The organism is Cupriavidus sp. 2TAF22 (genome assembly GCF_052115045.1).
Lineage (GTDB): Bacteria > Pseudomonadota > Gammaproteobacteria > Burkholderiales > Burkholderiaceae > Cupriavidus.
Genome location: NZ_JBFRFX010000022.1, coordinates 25,312 through 48,737, shown reverse-complemented (window position 1 = coordinate 48,737; position 23,426 = coordinate 25,312). Strand labels below are relative to the sequence as shown.

The 23,426-nt window shown below is 66.1% G+C and carries 29 protein-coding genes; 10 read left to right on the top strand and 19 right to left on the bottom strand.

Annotation, left to right across the window (positions count from 1 at the left end; translation table 11 throughout):
* Positions 1–107 precede the first annotated feature (107 nt).
* Positions 108–893, top strand: a complete 786-nt coding sequence (locus tag AB4Z48_RS24695; RefSeq protein ID WP_441618810.1) for a glycine zipper 2TM domain-containing protein — start codon at positions 108–110, stop codon at positions 891–893.
* Positions 894–1,043: 150 nt separating this feature from the next.
* Positions 1,044–1,226 (top strand): hypothetical protein, encoded by a 183-nt coding sequence (locus tag AB4Z48_RS24690; protein WP_441618808.1) that lies wholly within the window; start codon positions 1,044–1,046, stop codon positions 1,224–1,226.
* A gap of 52 nt (positions 1,227–1,278) precedes the next feature.
* On the opposite strand, the gene iscX is transcribed toward AB4Z48_RS24690, so the two are convergent.
* From iscX to AB4Z48_RS24640, 10 genes are all read right to left on the bottom strand, one after another.
* Complete coding sequence (gene iscX, locus AB4Z48_RS24685; RefSeq protein ID WP_441618806.1) at positions 1,279–1,473, bottom strand: Fe-S cluster assembly protein IscX; 195 nt, start codon at positions 1,471–1,473, stop codon at positions 1,279–1,281.
* Positions 1,474–1,526: 53 nt separating this feature from the next.
* Positions 1,527–1,865 carry an ISC system 2Fe-2S type ferredoxin gene (fdx, locus tag AB4Z48_RS24680; RefSeq protein WP_441618804.1) on the bottom strand — a complete coding sequence of 113 codons (339 nt, stop codon included), beginning with the start codon at positions 1,863–1,865 and terminating at the stop codon, positions 1,527–1,529.
* Positions 1,866–1,906: 41 nt separating this feature from the next.
* A complete protein-coding gene (gene hscA / locus AB4Z48_RS24675) occupies positions 1,907–3,772 on the bottom strand; it encodes a Fe-S protein assembly chaperone HscA (protein WP_441618802.1) in 1,866 nt (621 codons plus the stop codon).
* 107 nt (positions 3,773–3,879) lie between these two features.
* The gene (gene hscB, locus AB4Z48_RS24670; protein ID WP_441618800.1) at positions 3,880–4,398 is read right to left on the bottom strand and encodes a Fe-S protein assembly co-chaperone HscB; all 519 of its coding nucleotides are present in this window, start codon (positions 4,396–4,398) and stop codon (positions 3,880–3,882) included.
* A gap of 81 nt (positions 4,399–4,479) precedes the next feature.
* Positions 4,480–4,695, bottom strand: coding sequence for a DUF3565 domain-containing protein (locus AB4Z48_RS24665; RefSeq protein ID WP_441618798.1), 216 nt, complete (start codon positions 4,693–4,695; stop codon positions 4,480–4,482).
* A gap of 22 nt (positions 4,696–4,717) precedes the next feature.
* A complete protein-coding gene (iscA, locus tag AB4Z48_RS24660) occupies positions 4,718–5,038 on the bottom strand; it encodes an iron-sulfur cluster assembly protein IscA (RefSeq protein WP_017229301.1) in 321 nt (106 codons plus the stop codon).
* Between the two features lie 25 nt (positions 5,039–5,063).
* Positions 5,064–5,468 carry a Fe-S cluster assembly scaffold IscU gene (gene iscU, locus AB4Z48_RS24655; protein ID WP_441618797.1) on the bottom strand — a complete coding sequence of 135 codons (405 nt, stop codon included), beginning with the start codon at positions 5,466–5,468 and terminating at the stop codon, positions 5,064–5,066.
* A 49-nt stretch (positions 5,469–5,517) separates the two neighbouring features.
* Positions 5,518–6,741 (bottom strand): IscS subfamily cysteine desulfurase, encoded by a 1,224-nt coding sequence (locus AB4Z48_RS24650; protein WP_441618930.1) that lies wholly within the window; start codon positions 6,739–6,741, stop codon positions 5,518–5,520.
* A gap of 58 nt (positions 6,742–6,799) precedes the next feature.
* Positions 6,800–7,351, bottom strand: a complete 552-nt coding sequence (iscR, locus tag AB4Z48_RS24645; protein WP_441618795.1) for a Fe-S cluster assembly transcriptional regulator IscR — start codon at positions 7,349–7,351, stop codon at positions 6,800–6,802.
* 181 nt (positions 7,352–7,532) lie between these two features.
* Complete coding sequence (locus AB4Z48_RS24640; protein ID WP_441618793.1) at positions 7,533–8,024, bottom strand: low molecular weight protein-tyrosine-phosphatase; 492 nt, start codon at positions 8,022–8,024, stop codon at positions 7,533–7,535.
* Positions 8,025–8,219: 195 nt separating this feature from the next.
* On the opposite strand from AB4Z48_RS24640, the gene AB4Z48_RS24635 reads away from it, so the two are divergent.
* A complete protein-coding gene (locus AB4Z48_RS24635; RefSeq protein WP_441618791.1) occupies positions 8,220–8,558 on the top strand; it encodes a hypothetical protein in 339 nt (112 codons plus the stop codon).
* Between the two features lie 39 nt (positions 8,559–8,597).
* Here the strand turns inward: AB4Z48_RS24635 and AB4Z48_RS24630 are convergent, their stop codons facing one another.
* Together AB4Z48_RS24630 and uvrB are read right to left on the bottom strand one after the other, a co-directional pair.
* Complete coding sequence (locus AB4Z48_RS24630; RefSeq protein ID WP_441618789.1) at positions 8,598–8,897, bottom strand: putative quinol monooxygenase; 300 nt, start codon at positions 8,895–8,897, stop codon at positions 8,598–8,600.
* A gap of 76 nt (positions 8,898–8,973) precedes the next feature.
* On the bottom strand, positions 8,974–11,073 hold the full coding sequence (gene uvrB, locus AB4Z48_RS24625) for an excinuclease ABC subunit UvrB (RefSeq protein WP_441618787.1): 2,100 nt from the start codon (positions 11,071–11,073) through the stop codon (positions 8,974–8,976).
* Positions 11,074–11,229: 156 nt separating this feature from the next.
* Between uvrB and AB4Z48_RS24620 the strand changes: the two genes are divergently transcribed.
* Together AB4Z48_RS24620 and AB4Z48_RS24615 are read left to right on the top strand one after the other, a co-directional pair.
* Positions 11,230–12,426, top strand: a complete 1,197-nt coding sequence (locus AB4Z48_RS24620; RefSeq protein WP_441618785.1) for an amino acid aminotransferase — start codon at positions 11,230–11,232, stop codon at positions 12,424–12,426.
* Positions 12,427–12,735: 309 nt separating this feature from the next.
* A complete protein-coding gene (locus AB4Z48_RS24615; protein WP_441618783.1) occupies positions 12,736–13,977 on the top strand; it encodes a polyhydroxyalkanoate depolymerase in 1,242 nt (413 codons plus the stop codon).
* Positions 13,978–14,074: 97 nt separating this feature from the next.
* Here the strand turns inward: AB4Z48_RS24615 and AB4Z48_RS24610 are convergent, their stop codons facing one another.
* Positions 14,075–14,710: a TetR family transcriptional regulator gene (locus AB4Z48_RS24610; RefSeq protein ID WP_441618781.1), complete on the bottom strand. Its 636-nt coding sequence runs from the start codon at positions 14,708–14,710 to the stop codon at positions 14,075–14,077.
* Between the two features lie 204 nt (positions 14,711–14,914).
* Here AB4Z48_RS24610 and rsxB point away from each other — a divergent pair, with 204 nt between their 5' ends.
* A complete protein-coding gene (gene rsxB / locus AB4Z48_RS24605) occupies positions 14,915–15,736 on the top strand; it encodes an electron transport complex subunit RsxB (RefSeq protein WP_441618779.1) in 822 nt (273 codons plus the stop codon).
* On the top strand, positions 15,733–16,377 hold the full coding sequence (gene nth / locus AB4Z48_RS24600) for an endonuclease III (RefSeq protein WP_441618777.1): 645 nt from the start codon (positions 15,733–15,735) through the stop codon (positions 16,375–16,377). The genes rsxB and nth overlap by 4 nt, the downstream gene beginning before the upstream one ends.
* Positions 16,378–16,441: 64 nt before the next feature.
* Here the strand turns inward: nth and AB4Z48_RS24595 are convergent, their stop codons facing one another.
* Entirely contained in the window at positions 16,442–17,029 is a 588-nt protein-coding gene (locus tag AB4Z48_RS24595; RefSeq protein WP_441618776.1) for a malonic semialdehyde reductase, read from the bottom strand.
* Between the two features lie 82 nt (positions 17,030–17,111).
* On the bottom strand, positions 17,112–18,053 hold the full coding sequence (locus AB4Z48_RS24590) for a DMT family transporter (RefSeq protein ID WP_441618774.1): 942 nt from the start codon (positions 18,051–18,053) through the stop codon (positions 17,112–17,114).
* A 169-nt stretch (positions 18,054–18,222) separates the two neighbouring features.
* Here AB4Z48_RS24590 and AB4Z48_RS24585 point away from each other — a divergent pair, with 169 nt between their 5' ends.
* Complete coding sequence (locus tag AB4Z48_RS24585) at positions 18,223–18,654, top strand: DUF1841 family protein (RefSeq protein WP_441618772.1); 432 nt, start codon at positions 18,223–18,225, stop codon at positions 18,652–18,654.
* A gap of 158 nt (positions 18,655–18,812) precedes the next feature.
* Positions 18,813–20,144: a phospholipase A gene (locus AB4Z48_RS24580; RefSeq protein ID WP_441618770.1), complete on the top strand. Its 1,332-nt coding sequence runs from the start codon at positions 18,813–18,815 to the stop codon at positions 20,142–20,144.
* 37 nt (positions 20,145–20,181) lie between these two features.
* Here AB4Z48_RS24580 and AB4Z48_RS24575 read toward each other — a convergent pair whose 3' ends face one another.
* Both AB4Z48_RS24575 and grpE read right to left on the bottom strand, forming a co-directional pair.
* On the bottom strand, positions 20,182–20,631 hold the full coding sequence (locus tag AB4Z48_RS24575) for a thioredoxin family protein (protein WP_441618769.1): 450 nt from the start codon (positions 20,629–20,631) through the stop codon (positions 20,182–20,184).
* Positions 20,632–20,724: 93 nt separating this feature from the next.
* Positions 20,725–21,282: a nucleotide exchange factor GrpE gene (gene grpE, locus AB4Z48_RS24570; RefSeq protein WP_441618767.1), complete on the bottom strand. Its 558-nt coding sequence runs from the start codon at positions 21,280–21,282 to the stop codon at positions 20,725–20,727.
* Positions 21,283–21,556: 274 nt separating this feature from the next.
* On the opposite strand from grpE, the gene AB4Z48_RS24565 reads away from it, so the two are divergent.
* Entirely contained in the window at positions 21,557–21,712 is a 156-nt protein-coding gene (locus AB4Z48_RS24565) for a hypothetical protein (protein ID WP_020201414.1), read from the top strand.
* A gap of 76 nt (positions 21,713–21,788) precedes the next feature.
* Here AB4Z48_RS24565 and AB4Z48_RS24560 read toward each other — a convergent pair whose 3' ends face one another.
* Together AB4Z48_RS24560 and hemH are read right to left on the bottom strand one after the other, a co-directional pair.
* The gene (locus AB4Z48_RS24560; protein ID WP_441618765.1) at positions 21,789–22,184 is read right to left on the bottom strand and encodes an RNA-binding S4 domain-containing protein; all 396 of its coding nucleotides are present in this window, start codon (positions 22,182–22,184) and stop codon (positions 21,789–21,791) included.
* A 42-nt stretch (positions 22,185–22,226) separates the two neighbouring features.
* Positions 22,227–23,342: a ferrochelatase gene (hemH, locus tag AB4Z48_RS24555; RefSeq protein ID WP_441618763.1), complete on the bottom strand. Its 1,116-nt coding sequence runs from the start codon at positions 23,340–23,342 to the stop codon at positions 22,227–22,229.
* Between the last annotated feature and the right edge of the window lie 84 nt (positions 23,343–23,426).

The following is a 23,426-nucleotide window of genomic DNA, read 5'->3' as shown; positions in this document are numbered from 1 at the left end:
ACACAAACTTACAAAATCAAACGGATAACGGCGGCGGAATCGGCCAAACTCGGACCTGGAATCATCGATGCGTAGTGCGTTTGTGCTGACCGCATAAGGAAAACAAAATGCCCAATCCGACACCAAACCCGTCGACGCAGAACACGGCCAATACACCTGCCGCCATGCCGGCCACCGCCCTGCCCGCCCAGCGCCGCCTGCACCCGCTGCTGGGCGCCGCCGCGGTGGCGATCGTCGTCGCCAGCCTGACGGCGGTCGCGGCGATGACGGGCTTGCTGCCCGTCAGCAAGGCCACCCAGGACGCACCGCAATCCCTGACCGCACCGATCGCGGCCCAGAATGCGGCAGCCAGCCAGCAGCAGGCGACGCCGGGCAGCACCACGCGTCCGCCCGAGGCGATGAATCCCGCACTGGCGCAGGCTGCTGACGTGCCCGTCGCGCAGCCGTCCGCGGCCCGCCCGGCACCGCAACGCGCCGCACGGGCGGACACCGGCTACGGCCCCGAGCCCGCCCGCGCCGAAAACGCCGGGGCCCAGCCTCAGCGCCAGCCGGCGCAAGGCGGCGCATCCCTTGGCCGCGTGGTGGCCATCACGCCGATCGAGACCGCCAAGCCCGCCAGCGGGCTGGGCGCGGTCGGCGGCGCCGTGGTCGGCGGTCTGCTGGGCAACCAGATCGGCAAGGGCAACGGCCGCATCCTGGGCACGGTGGCAGGCGCGGTGGGCGGGGGCTTCGCCGGCAACCAGATCGAGAAGAGCGTGCGCAAGGACACCAGCTACCAGGTCCGCGTGCAGATGGACAACGGCACGCACCGTACCTTTACCTATCACGCCGCGCCGGACTTCGAGGTGGGCGAACGCGTGCGGCTGCAGGATGGCGGCCTGGTGGCCGCCTGAGGCGGCGCGCCAGCGCCCCCTTCGCAACCTCGGCGAGCACTGGTTTGCGATCTTCACCATGGCATTGCCGCGCAGCCATGGCTGGGGCGCGGCTTCTTCCGCGACAAGCTGACGCTGCGTGGGGGACTGGGGCCGTATTTCGCCATCGACGTGAACAGCGCGCCGGGCAATGGCGGCAGCGATGGCAGGAATGTGGCGACGCTGCTGACCTTGTCGGCCAGCTACCGGCGCGAGGAGCGCCGGCTGGCCAGCCTGTCGTGGAACCGCACGATGACAGGCCATGACCGCGATACCGGCGTGTTACCGGGGCGGCGCATCGGCTACCGCTTCTGAGAAGCGGTAGCGCGGGTGGCGCGGGGCACGGCGCCGCGCCACCCGGCGTGGCTTATTCCGCCTCTTCGATCCAGGCGGCCTGGATGGCTTCCAGGATCTTCTCGCCGGAGCGCTCCGGGACGTCGGCAAAGCCGTCGAGCTCGAGGACCCAGCGGTGCAGGTCGGTGAAACGGATCGTGGCAGGATCGATATCGGGGTACTTGTCGTACAGCGCGGCCGCGATATCGTAGGTGTCGGTCCACTTCATTGGCATTCTCTCCGGTCAGGTCGTCAGGGCAACAGGCGCGCGATGCTCAGCGCTCAGTGCTCTTCCTTGGCATGGTTGATCGTGTACTTCGGAATCTGGACGGTGAGGTCGTCTTCCGCGACCAGCGCCTGGCAGGAAAGCCGCGAGTTGGGCTCGAGGCCCCAGGCCTTGTCGAGCAGGTCTTCTTCTTTCTCTTCCGCTTCCTCGAGCGAATTGAAGCCCTCGCGCACCACCACGTGGCAGGTCGTGCAGGCGCACGATTTTTCGCAGGCGTGCTCGATCTCGATGCCGTTGCTGAGCAAGGCATCGCAGATGCTGGTGCCCGTCTTGGCTTCGAACACGGCGCCCTCGGGGCAGAGTTCGACGTGAGGCAATACGATGATCTGTGGCATGGGTTGTCCTGGGTAGAGATACGGTGCGACGGCCTCGGGGATCAGCCCAGGTCCTGCACCTTGCGGCCCGCCAGCGCGCTCTTGATCGAGCGGTCCATGCGGCGGGCGGCGAATTCGTCGGTGCCGTGGGAGAGCGCTTCCACGGCCGCCTTGATGGCGTGGTGGTCTTCGCCGGCGGCAATGTCGCTGACCGCGAGGATGAGCCGCTCCACGGCGGCGCGTTCCTCGGCGGAGAGCAGGTCGCCGTCGGTCTCCAGCGCGCGGCTGGTAGCCTCGACCAGGCGCGCGGCATCGACGCGCTCCTCGGCCAGGGCCCGGCTCTGCATGTCGTGCTCGGCCTCGCGGAAGCTGTCCTGCAGCATGCGCGCGATCTCGTCATCGGCCAGGCCGTAGGACGGCTTGACGGTGATGGTCGCCTCCACGCCGGAGTGTGTTTCGCGCGCGAAGACCGAAAGCAGCCCGTCGGCGTCGACCTGGTAGGTCACGCGGATGCGCGCCGCGCCGGCCACCATCGGCGGAATGCCGCGCAACTCGAAGCGCGCCAGCGAGCGGCAGTCGGCCGCCAGTTCGCGCTCGCCCTGCAACACATGGATGGCCATGGCCGTCTGGCCATCCTTGAAGGTGGTGAATTCCTGCGCGCGCGCCACCGGAATCGTGCTGTTGCGCGCGATGATCTTCTCGACCAGGCCGCCCATCGTTTCCACGCCCAGCGAGAGCGGGATCACGTCGAGCAGCAGCCAGTCCTCGCCGGGCGCGCCGTTGCCGGCCAGCAGGTTGGCCTGCATGGCCGCGCCCAGCGCCACCACCCGGTCCGGGTCGAGGTTGGTCAGCGGCGGCTGGGCGAAGAAATCGCCAACCGCCTTGCGGATTGACGGCATGCGGGTAGCGCCGCCGACCAGCACCACGCCCTTGACTTCGTCGACCGCCACGCCGGCATCGCGCAGTGCCTTGCGCACCGGCGCCAGGGTCTTCTGCACCAGCGGTGCGGTCATCTCGACGAAGGCGGCCGCCGACAGCGTCAGGTGCACGATCTCGCCGCTGTTGAGCACCGCGTCGATCACGGTGGCATCGGCTGCCGACAGCGCTTCCTTGGCGGCGCGCGCGCGCACCATCAGCAGGCGCATGTCTTCGGCCGAGAGCGGCTGCAGGCTGGCCTGCTCGACGATCCAGCACATCAGGCGCTGGTCGAAGTCGTCGCCGCCGAGCGCGGAGTCGCCACCCGTGGCCATGACCTCGAACACACCCTTGGTGAGCTTGAGGATGGAGATGTCGAAGGTGCCGCCGCCGAGGTCATACACCGCGTAGATGCCTTCGGAGGCATTGTCCAGGCCGTAGGCAATGGCGGCGGCGGTCGGCTCGTTGAGCAGGCGCAGCACTTCCAGGCCGGCCAGTTGCGCGGCATCCTTGGTTGCCTGGCGCTGGGCGTCGTCGAAGTACGCGGGCACCGTGATCACGGCGCCGACCAGTTCGTCGCCAAGGGAATCCTCGGCGCGCTGGCGCAGCGTGGCCAGGATCTCAGCCGACACTTCCACCGGGCTCTTCACGCCGGCCACGGTCTTGATCTGCACCATGCCTGGCGCGTCGACGAAATCGTAGGGGCTGTGCTCGATGTGAGCCACGTCGCGCAGGCCGCGGCCCATGAAGCGCTTGACCGAGATGATGGTGTTCTTGGGATCGTGCACCGCCTCGTCCTGCGCGCGGTAGCCGATCTGCGTGCCCTTGTTGGGCAGGTAGCGCACCACGGACGGCAGCAGCGCGCGGCCGCTGTCGTCGCTCAGGACTTCGGGAATGCTGTTGCGAACCGCCGCCACCAGGGAATTGGTGGTGCCGAGGTCGATGCCGACCGCGAGCCGCTTCTGGTGGGGCGCCGGCGACATGCCGGGTTCGGAGATCTGGAGCAGTGCCATGATGAATCTTCTTTATTCGTGCGGTTGCAGGCAGGGCTGCTTAAGCAGTCCCGCCCGCGCCGGGGCGCCATTGTGGCATGGCCGAAGCGAACTTGCCCGGAGGCAGGCTAGTCTTCCAGGCGGTCGATCGCTTCGCTGGTGTCGTGTTCGATCTTTTCGATAAACATCAATTGCCTGGCCGCGCTGCCGGCACCCGCATCGTCGCCGGCATCCAGCAACGCGCCGAGCGCCGCATGGCGCTCGCGCTTTTCGCCGCGCAGTTCGCGCAGCAGCGCATCGAGGCGTGCGATGTCCTTGTCGCCCACCGCATCCTGCAGCGCTTCGCGCCATTCCATCTGCTGCATCAGGAAGGTGGGCGCCATGGCGGTATTGCTTTCGGCCTGGATATCCACCCCGCGCAACGACAGCAGGTAGATCGCGCGCTTGAGCGGCTGGCGCAGCGTGCGGTAAGCCTCGTTGGCGTGCGCGGCCCACTGCATGGCCACGCGGCGCTCGGCGTCGCCGGCGTTGGCGAAACGGTCCGGGTGCGCCTGCGACTGCACCGTACGGTAGGCCGCATCGAGCGCCGCTTCGTCGACCGTGTAGCTGGCCGGCAGGCCGAACAGCGCGAAATAATCGTCTTTCAACACCTTCCCCAACAAAAAAGAGCGGCTGCGCCGCCCCCTTGAACATCTTTTGCCGACATGGCCAGCCGTGCGGCGCGCCGCTCAGGCAGCCGCCCAGTCGGCGGGCGGCTCGCCACGGTCGCACTTGAGGCAATTCACGACCTCGCCGATCCGCGCGGCGCGCCCGTGCGCCGTCTGGGTCCAGGGCCGCATCTGCCAGGGCGGATCATGGCGCATATGCTGGCCATGGCCGCAATCGAGTTCGGCCACCCAGTGGCTTTCCTCGTCCTGGTGAAACCCCACGATGCCGCGCTTCATCGCAATCCGCCGTGCGACTCGCTCAGACCCGGAACGACTCTCCGCAGCCGCACTCGTCCTTGACGTTGGGGTTGTTGAAGCGGAACCCCTCGTTCAGGCCTTCGCGCGCGAAGTCGAGTTCGGTGCCGTCGATATACGGCAGGCTCTTGGGATCGACGATCACCTTGATGCCGTGCGACTCGAACACGCTGTCTTCCGGCAACAGGTCATCGACGTATTCCAGCTTATAGGCCAGGCCCGAGCAGCCGGTGGTCTTGACGCCCAGGCGCAGGCCAACGCCCTTGCCGCGGCGGTCCAGGTAGCGCGCCACATGCTTGGCGGCCTTCTCGGTAAGCGTGATCATCGCTGCGTCATCCCTTGCGTTGAACTCAGGCGGCCTTCTGTTCGGCTGCGCCTTCGTGCTTCTTCTTGTAGTCCTCGACCGCCGCCTTGATGGCGTCCTCGGCCAGGATCGAGCAGTGGATCTTCACCGGCGGCAGCGCCAGTTCTTCGGCGATGTGCGTGTTCTTGATTTCCAGCGCCTGATCAACGGTCTTGCCCTTGACCCACTCGGTCACGAGCGAGGACGAGGCGATGGCCGAGCCGCAGCCATAGGTCTTGAACTTGGCGTCTTCGATCACGCCGGCTTCGTTGACCTTGATCTGCAGCTTCATCACATCGCCACAAGCCGGCGCGCCGACCATGCCGGTGCCCACGGCGTCGTCGTTCTTGTCGAACGAGCCAACGTTGCGGGGGTTTTCATAGTGGTCGAGAACCTTGGTGCTGTATGACATTTTGGCTACCTCTTGGCGTATTTATGGGGTCTTGCGGGGGCCTCGGCGCTTAGTGCGCGGCCCACTGGATGGAATTCAGGTCCACGCCGTCCTTGAACATTTCCCACAGCGGCGACAGGTCGCGCAGCTTGGCGATCTTGCCCTTGAGCAGTTCGACGGTGTAGTCGACTTCTTCCTCGGTGGTGAAGCGGCCCACCGTGAAGCGGATCGAGCTGTGCGCGAGTTCGTCGTTGCGGCCCAGGGCGCGCAGCACGTACGACGGCTCCAGCGAAGCCGAGGTGCAGGCCGAGCCCGACGACACGGCCACGTCCTTGATCGCCATGATCAGGGATTCGCCTTCGACGAAGTTGAAGCTGACGTTGAGGTTGTGCGGCACACGCTGTTCCATGTCGCCGTTCAGGTAGACCTCTTCCATGCCCGACAGGCCGCGCCACAGGCGGTCGCGCAGCATGCGGATGCGTTCGTTCTCGGTGGCCATTTCCTCGCGGGCGATGCGGAAGGCTTCGCCCATGCCGACGATCTGGTGCGTGGCCAGGGTGCCCGAGCGCATGCCGCGCTCATGGCCGCCGCCGTGCATCTGCGCTTCCAGGCGCACGCGCGGCTTGCGGCGCACGTACAGCGCGCCGACGCCCTTGGGGCCGTAGGTCTTGTGCGCCGAGAACGACATCAGGTCGCATTTCAGCGTGTTCAGGTCGATGGCGACCTTGCCGGTGGCCTGGGCCGCATCGCAATGGAAGATGATGCCCTTGGCGCGGCAGATCTCGCCGATCTGCCCGACGTCCTGGATCACGCCGATCTCGTTGTTGACCAGCATCACCGAAACCAGGATGGTGTCCGGGCGGATCGCCGCCTTGAGCACGTCCATGTCGATCAGGCCGTCGTCCTTCACGTCGAGATAGGTCACCTCGAAGCCCTGGCGCTCCAGCTCGCGGGTGGTGTCGAGCACGGCCTTGTGCTCGGTCTTGACCGTGATGATGTGCTTGCCCTTGCCGGCATAGAAATTGGCGGCGCCCTTGATGGCCAGGTTGTTCGATTCGGTCGCGCCCGAAGTCCACACGATCTCGCGCGGATCGGCGCCCACCAGCGCGGCCACCTGCTCGCGCGCCGCTTCCACCGCGCGCTCGGCATCCCAGCCGTAGGCGTGGCTGCGCGAAGCCGGATTGCCGAACTGCTCGCGCAGGTACGGAATCATCTTGTCCGCCACGCGCGGGTCCACCGGGGTGGTGGCCGAGTAATCCATGTAGATGGGGAAATGTGGGGTGCTCATCGTTATGACTGCCTTTATTAGGGACCGCTAATACTGAGGTTGCTCCGGGGACCGCCTGCCTGTCCTATGACTGCGCCAGGCTGAAGACCGAGTTCACCACCCGCGGGCGCGCGGGTTTTTCCTTTTCGGCGCCGGCACGCGGTGCGGACACTGCCAGCGCGGCAGGCTCCTCGCGCATGTCGTGCAGCACCGTCGGGCACTTGGCGCGCTGCTGGTCGACCAGGTTCTTGAGGGAGACGGAATCGAGATACTCGACCATTTTCTGGTTGAGCGTGGCCCACAGCTCGTGGGTCATGCAGCGCCCGCTTCCTTCATCTCCGTTACAATTGCCCTTTCCGCCGCACTGCGTGGCGTCGAGTGGCTCGTCGACCGCGATGATGATGTCGGCAACCGTGACGTCCTCGGCCTTGCGCGCGAGGCTGTAGCCGCCGCCCGGGCCGCGCACGCTTTCGACGATCTCGTGACGGCGCAACTTGCCGAACAGCTGCTCGAGGTAGGAGAGGGAGATTTTCTGGCGCTGGCTGATACCGGCCAGCGTAACGGGCCCTTGATCCTGGCGCATGGCCAGGTCAATCATGGCGGTTACCGCGAAGCGGCCTTTGGTAGTCAGTCTCATGATGCAGGGGAATACTTGATCATTTTGGTCGAGTATAAAAGATCCCGACTAATTCAGTCAAGTACCCCTGCCGCATTGCATCAAGCGCGCTCCCCACCCGCCTGCGCGGCGGCGTCTGGCCCGCGCGGCGGCACCATCAGCGCCCAGGGCTGTTTCAGGATGCGCTGCCGCACGATCGCGCTCAGCCCGCGGCGCCCAGGCCTTTGCTGCGCAGCAGGGCGATGACGCCGTCGCAGGCATCCTCGACATAGTCGAGCACGCGTTCGAAGCCGTCGCCCTCCCCGTAATAGGGATCCGGCACTTCGTCGGCATCGTGCCGCGTGGCAAAGCTCATCAGCAGGAGCAGCCTGTCGCGGCTGGCCGGCGGGCAGATGGCGCTGAGCGCCTGCAGGTTGTCCCAGTCCATGGCCAGGACCAGATCGAAGCGGGCGAAATCGGCCGCCACGGCCTGCCGTGCCCGCTGCGCGGAAAGATCGTAGCCGCGGGCCAGCGCATGGCGCTGCGCGCGCGCGTCCGGCGCGCGGCCGATGTGATAGCCGTGGGTACCCGCCGAATCCAGTTCGACCTGGGCGGCCATGCCGGCGGCCTGCAATTTGGCGCGCAGCACGCCCTCGGCTGTCGGCGAGCGGCAGATATTACCCATGCAGCACATGAGAATCGCGAATGTCTTCATCGGAATCCTGGGTTCGGCGCCATCGGTCGGCGCCAGGGCAAGGACGCGCACCGGGAGAGTGGCAAGCCCGCTCCGGGACACGTACAAGGGCGGATTTTACCGCCCTGCAAGGTGCGCACTGGCGGGAGGCACAAACGAGTGCCGGGGGGCGATGAACCGCAAAAAAGGTGACGTAAAGGTTTCGTGCCACGCATAATGCCGACGGTGAACAGTCTGCTCAGTCCCCTTCTTCTCTGCGGCGCACTCTCGTGCGCAAGCCTTGCGCTTGCCGCCGAGCCATCTTCCAACCCCGCCAGCGACGCGGGCTGCGCGAACTTGCTCGCCGTCGTCCTGCGCAGCCTGGAAGAAGAGTTCGGCGCGGCCTGCCCGGCTCCCGCCTCGATTCCGGCCGCCGCCACCGCTTGCACTGCGCAGCGCGAGCCGCTTGGCGCGATCGTGGATTTCATCAGCACGCGTCGTGCGGCGCAAGCCGACGCGTGCGAGACACTGCTGGAAGTCAACAAGCGGCTGCGCTCCCTGCCACCGAAGAACTAGCACTAGGCGCCCGCCGCGCAGGCAAGCCCCCTTCCGGACTCAGGGCAACTTGGCTGCCAGCACGTCCAGCTTCTCGATCGAAGGCGGCTTGGCGAACAGGTCCGGCGCCTTGGCCATCAGGGCCGCGGCAACCTTGCCGGAGAGATGTGCCTGGCGGCCGGCCTCGTCCGGGAAGGCGTCGAAGATCCCGTACATGGATGGTCCGAGCCTGAGCGCGAACCAGGCCGTGGTGCCGGTTTCCTCCTGCACCAGCGGCAAGCCGCCAAGCAGGAATTCCTCGACTTCCTTTTCCTTGCCGGGCTTCGCATGCAGCGGAACCCACAGCGCGAACTTGACCATGAGGCACCTCCTCATCACCGTGCGGGATTCCAACTATAGACCGTAACGGAAGGGCCTGGCGGGTTCCCCCCCGGCCTCAGGAGGCGGCCGCGGCAGGCGGCAGGTGCTCGCCGTCGCCGCTGGCGCCAAACACCTGGCGCTTGAGCTTGGCCAACTGGTCGCGCACCTGGCCGGCCTTCTCGAACTCGAGGTTCTTGGCATGCTCGAACATGAGCTTTTCGAGCCGCTTGATCTCCTTCGAAACCTGCTTCTCGGTCATGTCCTCGTACCTTGCGCGCTCCTCGGCGGCCAGCAGTTCGGCCTTGACCTCGCCCGGATCATAGACGCCGTCGATGATGTCCTTGATGCGCTTGACCACGCCGCGCGGCACGATGCCGTTGGCCTCGTTGAAGGCGATCTGCCTGGCGCGCCGGCGCTCGGTCTCGCCGATCGCGCGCTTCATCGAATCGGTCATGCGGTCGGCATACAGGATTGCAGTGCCGTTGACGTTGCGCGCGGCGCGGCCGATGGTCTGGATCAGCGAGCGCTCGGCGCGCAGGAAGCCTTCCTTGTCGGCATCGAGGATCGCCACCAGCGACACCTCGGGAATATCCAGGCCTTCGCGCAGCAGGTTGATGCCGACCAGCACGTCGAAGGTGCCCAGGCGCAGGTCGCGGATGATTTCGACCCGCTCCACGGTATCGATGTCCGAATGCAGGTAGCGCACCTTGACGCCGTTTTCCGTCAGGAACTCGGTGAGCTGCTCCGACATGCGCTTGGTCAGCGTGGTCACCAGCACGCGCTCGCCGAGCGCGACCTTGGCATGGATCTCGGACAGCAGGTCGTCCACCTGCGTGGTGGCCGGGCGCACGTGGATGATCGGATCGACCAGGCCGGTCGGCCTCACCACCTGCTCCACCACCTGGCCCGCGTGCTCGTTCTCGTAGTTGGCCGGCGTGGCCGAGACAAACATCACCTGGCGCATCTTGCGCTCGAACTCCTCGAACTTGAGCGGGCGGTTGTCCAGCGCGGACGGCAGGCGGAAGCCGTATTCCACCAGCGTGGTCTTGCGCGCCTTGTCGCCGTTGTACATGCCGTTGAACTGGCCGATCAGCACGTGCGACTCGTCCAGGAACATCAGCGCGTCCGGCGGCAGGTAGTCGACCAGCGTCGGCGGCGGCTCGCCGGGCTTGGCGCCCGACAGGTGCCGCGAGTAGTTCTCGATGCCCTTGCAGAAGCCCAGCTCGGTGAGCATTTCCAGATCGAAGCGCGAGCGCTGCTCGAGCCGCTGCGCCTCCACCAGCCGGTTCTCCTTGTAGAAGAAATCCAGGCGTTCGCGCAGCTCGACCTTGATGTCCTCTATGGCACGCAACACGGTTTCGCGCGGCGTCACGTAGTGGCTCGACGGATAGACGGTAAAGCGCGGGATCTTCTGGCGCACGCGCCCGGTGAGCGGATCGAAGAACAGCAGCGAGTCGATCTCGTCGTCGAACATGTCGACGCGCACCGCCAGTTCGGCATGCTCGGCCGGGAAGATGTCGAGCGTGTCGCCGCGCACGCGGAAGGTGCCGCGCTGGAAATCGGTCTCGTTGCGGGTGTACTGCATGGCGATCAGGCGCGCGATCACGTCGCGCTGGCTGATCTTGTCGCCCGTGCGCAGCGTCAGGATCATCTTGTGGTATTCGGACGGGTTGCCGATACCGTAGATGGCCGAGACCGTGGCCACGATGATGGTGTCGCGCCGCTCCAGCAGGCTCTTGGTGGCCGACAGCCGCATCTGCTCGATATGCTCGTTGATCGAGGAGTCTTTCTCGATGAACAGGTCGCGCTGGGGCACGTACGCTTCGGGCTGGTAGTAGTCGTAATAGCTGACGAAGTACTCCACCGCGTTGCGGGGGAAGAACTCGCGGAATTCCGAGTACAACTGCGCCGCCAGCGTCTTGTTGGGCGCGAACACGATGGCGGGACGCCCCATGCGGGCGATCACGTTGGCCATGGTGAAGGTCTTGCCCGACCCGGTCACGCCCAGCAAGGTCTGGTACGACAGGCCGTCTTCCACGCCCTCCACCAGCTGGCGGATGGCCTCGGGCTGGTCGCCGGCGGCCTCATAGGGCTGGTAGAGCTGGAACGGCGAGCCGGGGAAGGTCGCGAACTTCTCTTCGTCCAGCGCGGGCGCGACTTCAACAAGATTCGACATAGGCTGCTAGGGAAAACCTCAGGAAAACGGGCGGATACGCTAGAATCTTGGGGTTGGCGGCCAGGTATCAAGATGGGGGCCGCCGGCACTCTCCAGCGCAGTCCGGAGCATTCTACGCCCTCCCGTTTTGTTACATAGCTGACCACGAGATCCCAAATGAGTTTGTTTTCTGCCGTCGAGATGGCCCCGCGCGACCCGATTCTGGGCCTGAATGAAGCCTTCAATGCCGACACCCGTGCGACCAAGGTCAATCTGGGCGTGGGCGTGTACTTCACCGACGAAGGGAAAATCCCTCTGCTGCGCGCAGTGCAGGAAGCCGAAAAGGCCCGCCTGACCACCGCCACCCCGCGCGGCTACCTGCCGATCGAAGGCATCGCCGCCTACGACCAGGCCGTGCAGACCCTGCTGTTCGGCAAGGAATCGCCGCTGATCACCGAAGGCCGCGTTGTGACGGCCCAGGCTCTGGGCGGCACGGGCGCGCTGAAGATCGGCGCCGACTTCCTCAAGCGCCTGTATCCGGATGCCAAGGTCGCCATCAGCGACCCGAGCTGGGAAAACCACCGCGCCCTGTTCGAGGCCGCCGGGTTCCCCGTGGTCAACTATGCGTACTACGACGCGCCCAGCCACGGCCTGAATTTCGCCGGCATGGTCGAGTCACTCAAGTCCTACCCCGCCAACACCATCGTGGTGCTGCACGCCTGCTGCCACAACCCGACCGGGGTCGACCTGTCGGCCGAGCAATGGCAACAGGTGGTGGGCCTGATCAAGGACCGCAACCTGATTCCCTTCCTCGACATGGCCTACCAGGGCTTTGCCGAGGGCATCGAGCCGGACGGCGCTGCGGTGCGCCTGTTCGCGGACTCCGGCCTGCCCTTCTTCGTCTCCAGCTCCTTCTCGAAGAGCTTCTCGCTGTATGGCGAGCGCGTGGGCGCGCTGTCGATCGTGACCACGGGCAAGGAAGAAGCCCAGCGCGTGATGTCGCAGGTCAAGCGCGTCATCCGCACCAACTACTCCAACCCGCCCACGCACGGCGGCACCGTGGTCGCTACCGTGCTGAACAGCCCCGAACTGCGCGCCATGTGGGAGCAGGAGCTCGGCGAGATGCGCGACCGCATCAAGCTGATGCGCCATGCGCTGGTGGACAAGCTGGCCGCCAAGGGCGTGCCGGGCGACTTCTCCTTCGTCAAGGCCCAGCGCGGCATGTTCTCGTACTCGGGCCTGACCTCGGCCCAGGTGGACATCCTGCGCAACGAGCACGGTATCTACGCCGTCGGCACCGGCCGCATCTGCGTGGCGGCGCTGAATAGCCGCAACATCGATGCGGTGGTCGACGCGATCGCGGCTGTGTTGTAAGAAGGCCCGGCAAAAGCGACGAAAAGGCGACTTCGGTCGCCTTTTTTGCATCTGACGTCCAAAATTTGCGTTCTTTTACGTTTGTCAGCGAGATGTACAGTACTTGTCCTATTGTCTTTTCCCGTTGCAGGCGTACCTTAGCGTATATGCTGCAACGCACGATCGTTCGCAAACGCGCATAATCAGCCACAGTCGGTAACACGTTAGCAACGACAGCAACGTCAGCAGCGTGAATAGTATCTTTGCGTCACATTTTTAACGTCAAGGCGTTGAATTCCAGCTTCGCCCCCAGCCTGATAGGTATCCGTCATGCTTTACCAGCTGCATGAGTTCCAGCGCTCGATGCTGCACCCGCTTACCGCGTGGGCGCAGGCCACGGCCAAGACTTTCACCAATCCACTGAGCCCGCTCTCGCTGGTACCCGGCGCCACGCGCCTGGCAGCCGGCTATGAACTGCTGTACCGGCTCGGCAAGGAATACGAGAAGCCTGCATTCGACATCAAGTCGGTCCGCTCCAACGGGCGCGACATCCCGATCGTCGAGCAGACCATCGTCGAGAAGCCGTTCTGCAAGCTGGTGCGCTTCAAGCGCTATGCCGACGATCCCGAGACCATCAAGCTGCTCAAGGACGAGCCGGTGGTGCTGGTGTGCGCCCCGCTGTCGGGCCACCATGCCACGCTGCTGCGCGACACCGTGCGCACCCTGCTGCAAGACCACAAGGTCTACGTGACCGACTGGCTCGATGCACGCATGGTGCCGATCGACCAGGGCACCTTCCACCTGTCGGACTACATTCACTACATTCAGGACTTCATCCGCCATATCGGCGCGGAGAACCTGCATGTGATCTCGGTGTGCCAGCCGACGGTACCGGTGCTCGCGGCCATCTCCCTGCTGGCCTCGGCCGGCGAGAAGACGCCCAAGACCATGACCATGATGGGCGGCCCCATCGACGCGCGCCGCAGCCCGACCGCGGTGAATTCGCTGGCGACCAACAAGTCCTTCGAGTGGTTCGAGAACAACGTGATCTACACGGTGCCGGCGAACTACCCCGGCCATGGCCGCAAGGTCTATCCCGGCTTCCTCCAGCATGCCGGCTTCGTGGCGATGAACCCGGACCGCCACCTGTCCTCGCACTATGACTACTACCTGAACCTGGTCGAGGGCGACGCCGACGACGCGGAAGCCCATGTCCGCTTCTATGACGAGTACAACGCGGTGCTCGACATGGCCGCCGAGTATTACCTCGACACGATCCGCGAAGTGTTCCAGGAATTCCGCCTGGCCAACGGCACGTGGGAAATCGACGGCCAGCCAGTACGCCCGCAGGACATCAAGGGCACCGCGCTGCTGACCATCGAGGGCGAGCTGGACGATATCTCGGGTGCCGGCCAGACCGCCGCGGCGCACGAGCTGTGCGCCGGCATCCCCAAGGCCCGCAAGCAGCACATCAACGCGCTCAAGTGCGGCCACTACGGTATCTTCTCCGGCCGTCGCTGGCGCGAGGAGATCTACCCGGAACTGCGCGACTTCGTGCTCAAGTACCGTTGAGCCACCGCCCGGTCCCGCGCAAACAAGAACGCCCGCGTTTCACCGCGGGCGTTTTTCATTCGTTTCCGGTCCTCCGGACCGTGCCTGGCGCAAAGGCTCAGCGCCGTTCCAGGTAGGACAGCAGCATGTCGGTATGCAACTCGGCAAAACGCTCGTGTTCGTCCTGCGAGGCCACGTCCCGGCCAATCACCGCGCTGATCGTGTAGCGGTTGGACAGCACGTAGTAACCCAGCGCCGAGATCGTCAGGTAGAGCTGCGGCACGTCGACGTTATCGCGGAACACGCCCTGGCGCTGACCCCGCTTGACGATGTCCGCCAGCACATTGACCACCGGATTGATCAGCTGGTGCAGTTGCGTGGACTTCTTCAGGTGCCGGGCCTCATGGAGGTTCTCGCTGTTGACCAGCCGGATGAACTCCGGATTGCGGTAATACCAGTCCCAGACGAAGCGGGCCAGCGTGCGGACCGCCGCGACGGGATCCTCGTCGACGATGTGCAATTGCTCCTCGGCAGCGCGAAACTCTGCGTATTGCCGCTCCAGCACGGCAAGGAACAGGCCCTCTTTGCTGCCGTAGTAGTAATACAGCATGCGCTCATTGGTCTCCGCGCGACGGGCGATCTGGTCGACGCGCGCGCCGGCCAGCCCGCCCTTGGCGAACTCTTCTGTGGCGGCATCGAGGATGCGGCGGCGCGTTCCCTCCGGGTCCCGCTTTGTTCTGGTTTCGTTTTGCATGCGACGGCTGGTGAATCGTTGCGCGGGATTATGGCACAGGGCAACCTGCGCGCAGCGGCCCCCGCGGAGGGCGCATCATCGCGCGTTTCTGCGCTGCGGCGAAATCGGGGATAATCCCTGCCGCGCGCCCGCTCCAGCCGGCCAGACCACCGGCACGAAAAGAGAGCGGCGCCATGCCGCACCCGCAAACCCCAAAATGCTGTCGTGACCGCCACCCCCCTTACCCTCGCCGATCGCCTCGAAGCCCTGCTGCCGCAGACCCAGTGCACCAAGTGCGGCTTCGACGGTTGCCGTCCCTATGCCGAAGCCATGGCTGCCGGCGAAGCGGCGTGCAACCGCTGCCCGCCTGGCGGCGAAGAAGGCATCGGCCGCCTCGCGGCGCTGCTCGGCACGCCGGCGCTGCCGCTGGACCCGGAGCGCGGCGTGGAACAGCCGCGCGCGCTGGCGCTGATCGACGAAACCCTGTGCATCGGCTGCACACTGTGCATCCAGGCCTGCCCGGTCGACGCCATCGTGGGCGCGCCCAAGCAGATGCACACCGTGCTGGCGGACTGGTGCACCGGTTGCGATCTGTGCGTGGCGCCCTGCCCGGTCGACTGCATCGCCATGGTTCCCGTGACCGCGGAGCGCACCGGCTGGGCCGCGTGGTCGCAGGCGCAGGCCGACGAGGCCCACGCGCGCTACGTGGCGCGCCGCGCCCGCCTGGTGCGTGAGCAGGACGAGAACGATGCCCGCCTGGCGGCCAAGGCCGCCGCCAAGCTCGAAGCGCTGCAGGCCGAAAACGCCCAGAGCGAGCAAGAGCGCCAGGCCCAGGCACGCAAGCAGGCCATCATCCAGGCCGCCATCGAGCGCGCGCGCCTCAAGCAGCAGGCCGTCAAGCCCCGCAATACGGAGAATGTCCCGCCCGCCGTGCAGGCCCAGATCGATGCCGCCGAAGCCCGCCGCGCCAAGGCCGGCCTCGTCGCCCCGGACCAGACCGGCCCGGATGCCCCGCCCGGGACCAACCCAGCCACCAAGGACGAATGAACGCCGCCAAGTGCCGCGCCCTGTTCGAAACACTGCGCGAAGTCAACCCGACCCCTGCCACCGAGCTGGAATACAGCTCGCCGTTCGAGCTGCTGATCGCCGTGCTGCTGTCGGCGCAGGCCACCGACGTGGGCGTGAACAAGGCTACCCGCAAGCTCTACCCGGTTGCGCACACGCCGCAGCAGATGCTCGATCTCGGCGAGGACGGGCTGATCGAGTACATCAAGACCATCGGCCTCTACAAGACCAAGGCCAAGCACGTCATCGCGACCTGCCGCATCCTGGTCGAGCAGCATGGCGGCCAGGTGCCGCGCGACCGCGAAGCCCTGGAGGCACTGCCGGGGGTCGGCCGCAAGACCGCCAACGTGGTGCTCAACACCGCTTTTGGCGAAGCCACCATCGCAGTCGATACCCATATCTTCCGGGTGGCCAACCGCACCGGCCTGGCGCCCGGCAAGAACGTGCAGGTCGTGGAGCACAAGCTGCTCAAGGTGGTACCGCACGAGTTCCTGCACGATGCGCACCACTGGCTGATCCTGCACGGGCGCTATGTGTGCAAGGCGCGCAAGCCGGAATGCTGGCATTGCGCGATCGAACCGCTTTGCGAATTCCGGCCGAAGACCGAGGCACCCAAGGTCTAGCATCCCCGCGAGAATGCAAAAGGCCCCCGCAGGGGCCTTGATGCGAGCAGCCTGGGCGCGAGGCTCAGACCACGCGGCAAGCCTCGTCGAACGACAGGCGCGGGCTGCGCGGGAACAGCTTGTCTGCTTCGCCGTAGCCCAGGTTGCAGAGGAAGTTCGCCGACCACTTGCCGTCGGGGAAGAACGCCGCGTTGACCTTGGCCGCGTCGAAGCCCCCCATCGGGCCGCAATCCAGGCCGAGCGCACGTGCCGCCAGGATGAAATAACCGCCTTGCAGCGAGCTGTTCACCAGGGCATCGCGAGCGATCTTTTCCGGCTGGCCTGCGTACCACGAGCGGGCATCGGCATGCGGGAACAGCTTGGGCAGCTGGTCGTGGAAAGCGTTGTCGAAGGCGACGATGGCCGTTACCGGCGCGGAACGGGTCTTGTCGACGTTGCCGGGAGCGACGCATTCGACCAGGCGGGCCTTCTCCGCGGCGCTTTTCACGAAAACGATGCGGGCGGGCGAGCTGTTGGCGGCCGTCGGGCCAAACTTCATGGCGTCATAGATCTGATGAAGCGTGGCATCGTCCACCTTGCGGTCTTGCCACACGTTGTGGGTGCGGGCTTCGGTGAACAGCTGGGCGATGGCTGCCTGGTCGATCGATTTCATGCGTCGGTTCCTGAACGAGAGGTGAGAGCCGGATTGTATCGAAGACGCCGCCCCGTCCCTCCAAGCGATTTGAGCAAGGGATTCAATTCTGTTGTACTTGCTCGGCGCCGCTACCCTTGCGCGTCAGCCACAGCACGCCGGCCAGGATCAGCGCGCCGCCCAGCGCCTGGGTCAGCCCGACCTGCTCGCCCAGCAAAAGCGCCGCCAGCACCACCGTCACGACCGGCTCCAGCGTCGACAGCATGGAAGCGCGCGCTGCGCCAAGGCGCTGCAAGCCGGCAAAGAAGGTCAGGATGGCCAGCACGGTCGAGAGCAGCGCGATCGCCAGCAGCGCCAGCCAGCCCCCCGCGGTTTGCGGGAACTGCGGCGGCGCCCCGGCCCCGGCGCGCAGGATGCCGACGGCGATATAGACCAGTGCCGCAGCCGTGCACACCACGGTGGTGGTGGCGAGCGGGTTGACGCCAGCCGTGATGCGCGCGCCCACGATGATGTACACCGAGTAGATCACAGCCGAGGCCAGTCCGAGCGCGATCCCCAGCGCCGAACCCTGGCCGCCGCCGACCGTCAGGCCGGCGCCCACCGAACACAGCACCAGCGCGATCACCGACGCCGCGCCCAGGCGCTCCTTGAGGAACACCGCGGCGAGGATGGTGACGAAGAGCGGGTACAGGTAGAGCAGCAATGCCACCAGGCTTGCCTGGGCATGATTGAGCGCCGTGAAGAAGCAGAACGACTGGCCGACATAGCCGATGCCGCCCATCGCCGCGAGCGCCAGGACCTTGCGCCAGCCAGGCAGGCCGACTCCGCGCGCCCGCATGGCCAGCGCCAGCGCGCCGGCCGCCAGCGTGAAACGCACCGCCAGCAAGCCATAGACATCGGATCCGGCATCGTAGGCAAAGCGGGCGAAGATCGCCATGGCGCCAAAGGCGCTGGCCGAAAGCGCGATCAGCAGCACCCCGGCGAGCTGCTCGCGTACGTTGCGGCCGGCTTGGAGACTGTCGGGGGAGGAGCGGGAAACGGACATGTCGGCGTGTGGATTCGGTCTTCCGGCGGGCGCCGGGCAAGCCGCATTCTATGCCGTGCAAATGCCGCGCGGGGCCGGATCCATGCCGGCGGCAATCGGGCGGCAATCGGGCGGGCGGCGCCGGTGCCGCCCTGCGGCGGAGGCCGGCCTCGTTTACAATGACGCCATCATGTTCAATCCCTCCCGCGAAGAAGTCCGCCGTTTTTTCTGCGATGCATGGCAGAAGCAGCGCGCAGGCAGCGTCCTCACCCCGCTTGAAGCCATTGCCGTCGACTGGATCGGCGAGCATCCCGAGTATCAGAACCTGCTGACCGACACGGAAGGCGCGCTCACTCAGGACTACACCCCCGAAGGCGGCCAGACCAATCCTTTCCTGCACCTGGCCATGCATTTGTCGATCGCCGAACAGGTATCGATCGACCAGCCGCCCGGCATCCGTCGCGCCTACGAGGCGCTGGCCCAGCGCCTCGACTCGCCGCATGAGGCGCATCACCAGGTCATGGAATGCCTGGGCGAGATGCTCTGGGAGGCGCAACGCACCGGCCTGCCGCCCGACGGCGAGAATTACATTGCCTCGGTCCAGCGCCGCGCCATGCGGTAGCGCCAGCAGCGTCTTGCCATGCCGGGCTTCCCGGCGGCGTACAAATCATCACAAAGTCGGCGCGCCGGGCATGTTAGGCTTTACCGCGTCGCAATAGATCATGCCGCGCTTGCATCACCTTTCCCGGGACCCGGGAAAACGCGCGCCGCTTCAACCACATGCAGCTTTGCACGCATAATGCCCGGACCGGCTCCTCGCCTGCGGTCCGGCGCCGGCTCGCACCGGCGACCCCGGCCCTGCTTCTCTCCCTTGCCCTCGCTGCCGCCTGGCCGCTGCCCAGCCGGGCAGCCATCGCGCTGCTGCAGCCACCGAAGGTGGTCGACGGCACCAGGCCGCTGACCCTGACCCTGCTGGTCAGCGCCGACAAAGCCAACCGGACGTTCCTGGTGCCGGAGGCCATCGACGTGGTCGCATCGGCGGACCTGCAGGCGCCGGTGCGCCTGCACTTGGAGCGCACGGCGCCTGGTGCCGCCACGATCCGGCTGCGCCAGGGCGAGCACCGCATCATCGAATACAGCGCGACCATCCCGCCCGCGCTGCGCGGGACCGTACGGCTGGATCCCGTCGATATCGATGCGGCGCCGGTACTGGTCACCCTGAACCGGGCGCCGCGCCCGGACGACCCGCCCGCGGCGCAGGTGGCGCAGGCCACGGCCGCCCCGGCCGGAAGCACGGCCGCCGCACCGACGCAGGGCGACCGCACCGCCACGCCTGCCGTCCCGGTCGTGCCAGTGGCCGCGTCGGCCGAGCCCGCGCCCGTCCAGACCGATTTGCGCGACCAGGGCCGGCTGACCTTCAACGATCCGATGTACTTCCTGGTCGGCGCGCATGACGGCGCCAACGCCAAGTTCCAGCTCAGCTTCAAGTTCCGCATCTTCGAGGGCGAAAACCCGTCTTCGCGCAGCCTGCTGGACAACCTCTACTTCGGCTACACGCAGTTCTCGCTGTGGGACCTGGCCGGAGACTCCCACCCCTTCCGCGACACCAATTACCGGCCGAGCCTGTTCTACTACCTGTCGGATACCGGGGTGCATAACCGCACGATCAGCCGTCTTTCGCTCGCCGCGGGCCTGGAGCACGAGTCCAACGGCCGCGACGGCGACCAGTCGCGCAGCATCAATACCGTCTTCGTCAAGCCGACCCTCTACCTGGGCGACTTGAGCAGCTGGCACTGGAGCGTATCGCCCAAGCTCTATTACTACCTGGAGAAGAACGACAACACGGATATCGCCAGCTACCGCGGCTACATGGACCTGAAGCTGGCCTACGGCAAGCCGGATTCATGGGAATTCGCGGCCACCATGCGCAAGGGCACGCAGAAGTACTATGGCAGCGTCGACGCCTCGGTGACCTATCCGCTCGCGCGGCTGATCCCGGGCACCGCGGGCTATCTGATGGCGGGCTATTTCGTCGGCTATGGCGAGAGCATGCTGGACTACAACCACAAGCTGCCGTGGCAATTCCGCCTCGGCTATGCCTTGTCGCGCTAGTCCCGCCGGGCAGCCCGCCACGCGCGCGGGCCGCGCTTCAGCCCGCCAGGGGCTTGCCGCTGGCCTTCAGGCGGGCATTGGCCACCGCCGCGGCGAACTGGCCATGACCGTGCCAGCCGGTGGCACGGCCGAGTTTCTTGCCCTTGTGGAAGAACATGAACACGGGGATTCCATGCAGGCCGAAGCGCCTGCCCAGTTCGGGGTGCGCGTAGACGTTGGCATGCAGCCAGTGCAGCTCTAGCGCGCGCACCGGCTCGGGATTGGCCAGCATGGCTTTCTTCGCCATTTCGCAATTGAAGCAGTCCACGCCCCAGAAGAACACGCACACCAGAGCATCATCGGCAGCCGCAATGGCGGCGTCGATATCGTCGCCGTTCACCTCGCGCATGCCGAAAGTTTCGAAGGCATGGTGATCCAGGTGCGGCGCCGCGTCGGCGGCGGCTTCGGCCGGCGCGCCGGCAGCGGACTTGTCTGACGAGGTAGACATAGGCTTCTCCAGCAATGAAAAACGCCCGGGCCAGTGGCACCGGGCGTTGCTCGTGCCGCCGGACAGGCGGACAACGAAAGCGATGCGCCGCCGTTACTTCGGGGCGGRCACCGTCACCAGCGCCGGACGCAGCACACGGTCGGCGATCGTGTAGCCGCGCTGCAGCACCGACACCACGGTATTGGGTTCCTGCGGCGCCGGCACCATCGAGATGGCCTGGTGGCGATGCGGGTCGAACTTTTCGCCGACCGGATTCAGCTCGACGATCTTGCCCTTCTCGAAGGCGCTGGTGAGCTGGCGCGCGGTCAGCTCCACCCCTTCGCGCAGCTTGGCGATGTCGCCGGAACCGTCGGCCAGCGCGGCCTGCAGGCTGTCCATCACCGGCAGCAGGTAGTCGGCGAAGCTCTCGATAGCGAACTTGTGCGCCTTGGCGACGTCTTCCTGGGCGCGGCGGCGGATATTCTCGCCCTCCGCGGTCGCCCGCAGGAACATGTCATAGTGCTCCTTGGCCTTGGCTTCGAGCGTGGCCAGCTGGGCGGTCACGTCCTCCGCGGCGGCGTTCTCGGCCTGGCCGGCCGGCGCGTTGTTCAGCTCCTCGCCGGCGGCCGCCGGCGGCGTCGTGGTGGATGGCGTCTGCTTCTGTTCTTCCATGTCGATCCGTATCAATACAAGGACGCGGCCGGCCTGGCGCTGGCCGCGGGTGGTAAATCGGCAAATGTATCCTGCAATTGGTGACAGGCATCCATTATTTCAAGAGTGCACCGCGCCGGGGCACTGAAACACACGGTTACAAAGAGGTGCACATGGAAATAGGGGCCATATTGCTTTGCTGCAGCGCACCCCCTAAGATGAAACCGTATAAAAATGACAAAAATACCGGGGTCGAAGATGCATCACAAGTCGGGCCACACTCGAAAGGTTAGCCATGCATAAGCTACCTGTTCTGACGGTCTTCCTTCTCGCCGCATTATCGGTGATGACAGTCTTTATCTGCCTCTCCGGCGCCTTCACGCCGCGAGACACCGAATACGGTAGTGGCAAGGCGGTCTTCAAACACTACATCGTTCCCTTCGTTCGCTGATCCAGGCCGGTGAGCCGCGGCGCCGCATGCGATGGCGCCGCTCGCCGCCTCCTGAGTCCTCTCGGCTCCCCGACTCTCAGCTCCCGAATCCGTCCAGCAGGCGGCGATCCCGCTTGGTCGGCCTGCCCTGCAGCCGCGAGGCCGGCTCCACGTTGAGCCGCCGGTTTTCCGCTTCCTCGCGTCGTCGCGCCTGGCTTGCCTGCGTCTCCGCATAGAGCGTCTGCGCCACCGTCGCCGACCCGCGCGCGCCGGCGATGCCCCTGACCAGCACTTCCCAGCGCTGCTGATGCGCCTCGAGCACGATGGTGTCGCCCGGCTTGACCTCGCGCGAGTTCTTGCAAGGCTGGCCGTTGACCTGCACCTTGCCACGCTCCACGGCCTCGGCCGCCAGCGAGCGGGTCTTGAAGAAGCGCGCGCACCACAGCCATTTGTCGATGCGCAGGCGCGCGTCAGCCTCGAAAGATACGTTCATTCTGTCATCTCCATGCCAGGGGCCGGCTTTGCCGCGCCCGTGTCACGCCGCAGCCCCGCGCATCTGGGCCTGGGTGCGGCGAGCCTCCAGTTCGTGCGGGTGCGGCAGCCGCAGCGGCCATCCCTGCAAGTGCTGCAAGCCGATCTCCGCCAGCCCGGCGATCCAGCTCTCGGCATCGTTGAGGCAGGGAATGTAATGGAACACCTTGCCGCCCGCCACCTGGAATTCGGAACGTCCTTCCATGCCGATCTCCTCCAGGGTCTCCAGGCAGTCGGCCGGGAATCCGGGGCAGAACACGTCGACCCGCCCGGTGCCGACCTTGCCCAACTCCTGCAGCGTGGGTGCCGTGTAGGGCTGCAGCCATTCCGCGCGGCCGAAGCGCGACTGGAAGGTAACCTGGTACTGGCCGGCTTGCAGGCCCAGCGCCTCGCCCAGCAGGCGGCCGGTCTTCAGGCATTCGCAATGGTAGGGATCGCCCAGTTCCAGGGTGCGCCGCGGCACCCCGTGGAACGACAGGATCAGCTTGTCCCCACGCCCGAAATCCGGCGTGCCGTGCTGCGCCCAGTATGCCCCCACCTGCTGGTGCAAGGCGGCAATATAGGCCGGATGGTCGTGAAAATGCTTGACCAGCCGCAATTCTGGCTGATTCCGCCAGGTCGCCAGCACGCGGAACGCTTCGTCGAACGCCGTGGCCGTGGTGGTGCCGGAGTACTGCGGATACAGGGGCAGCAGCAGGATGCGCTCGGTGCCCTGGCGGCGCAGCGCCTCCAGCACGGAAGCGATCGACGGGTTGCCATAGCGCATCGCGCACGCCACCGTCACTTCGTGGCCCTGCTGGCTGAGCAGCAATTGCAGGGCGTGGGCCTGGCGTTCGGTATGCACGAGCAGTGGCGAACCGGTCATCTGCGCCTCGCGCAGCCAGACCGACTCGTATTTCACCGCCGAGGCGCGCGAGCGCAACGGCAGGATGATGCCGTACAGGATCGGCAGCCAGGCAGCGCGCGGGATCTCCACCACGCGCGGATCGGACAGGAACTGCCTGAGATAGCTGCCGACGGCCTTCGGTGTCGGCGCATCGGGCGTGCCGAGGTTGATCAGCAGGATCGCCGTGCGCGGCGCCTGGCCATGCTGATAGGCCGGTTCGGGGGTAGTCGTCATGGTGTTTCCGGTGTGGCGGGGCGGGACGCGCCAAAGGCGCGCGGCCGCCGGGTCTCGCCGAGCAGACGGGAGGAGCGGAACAGG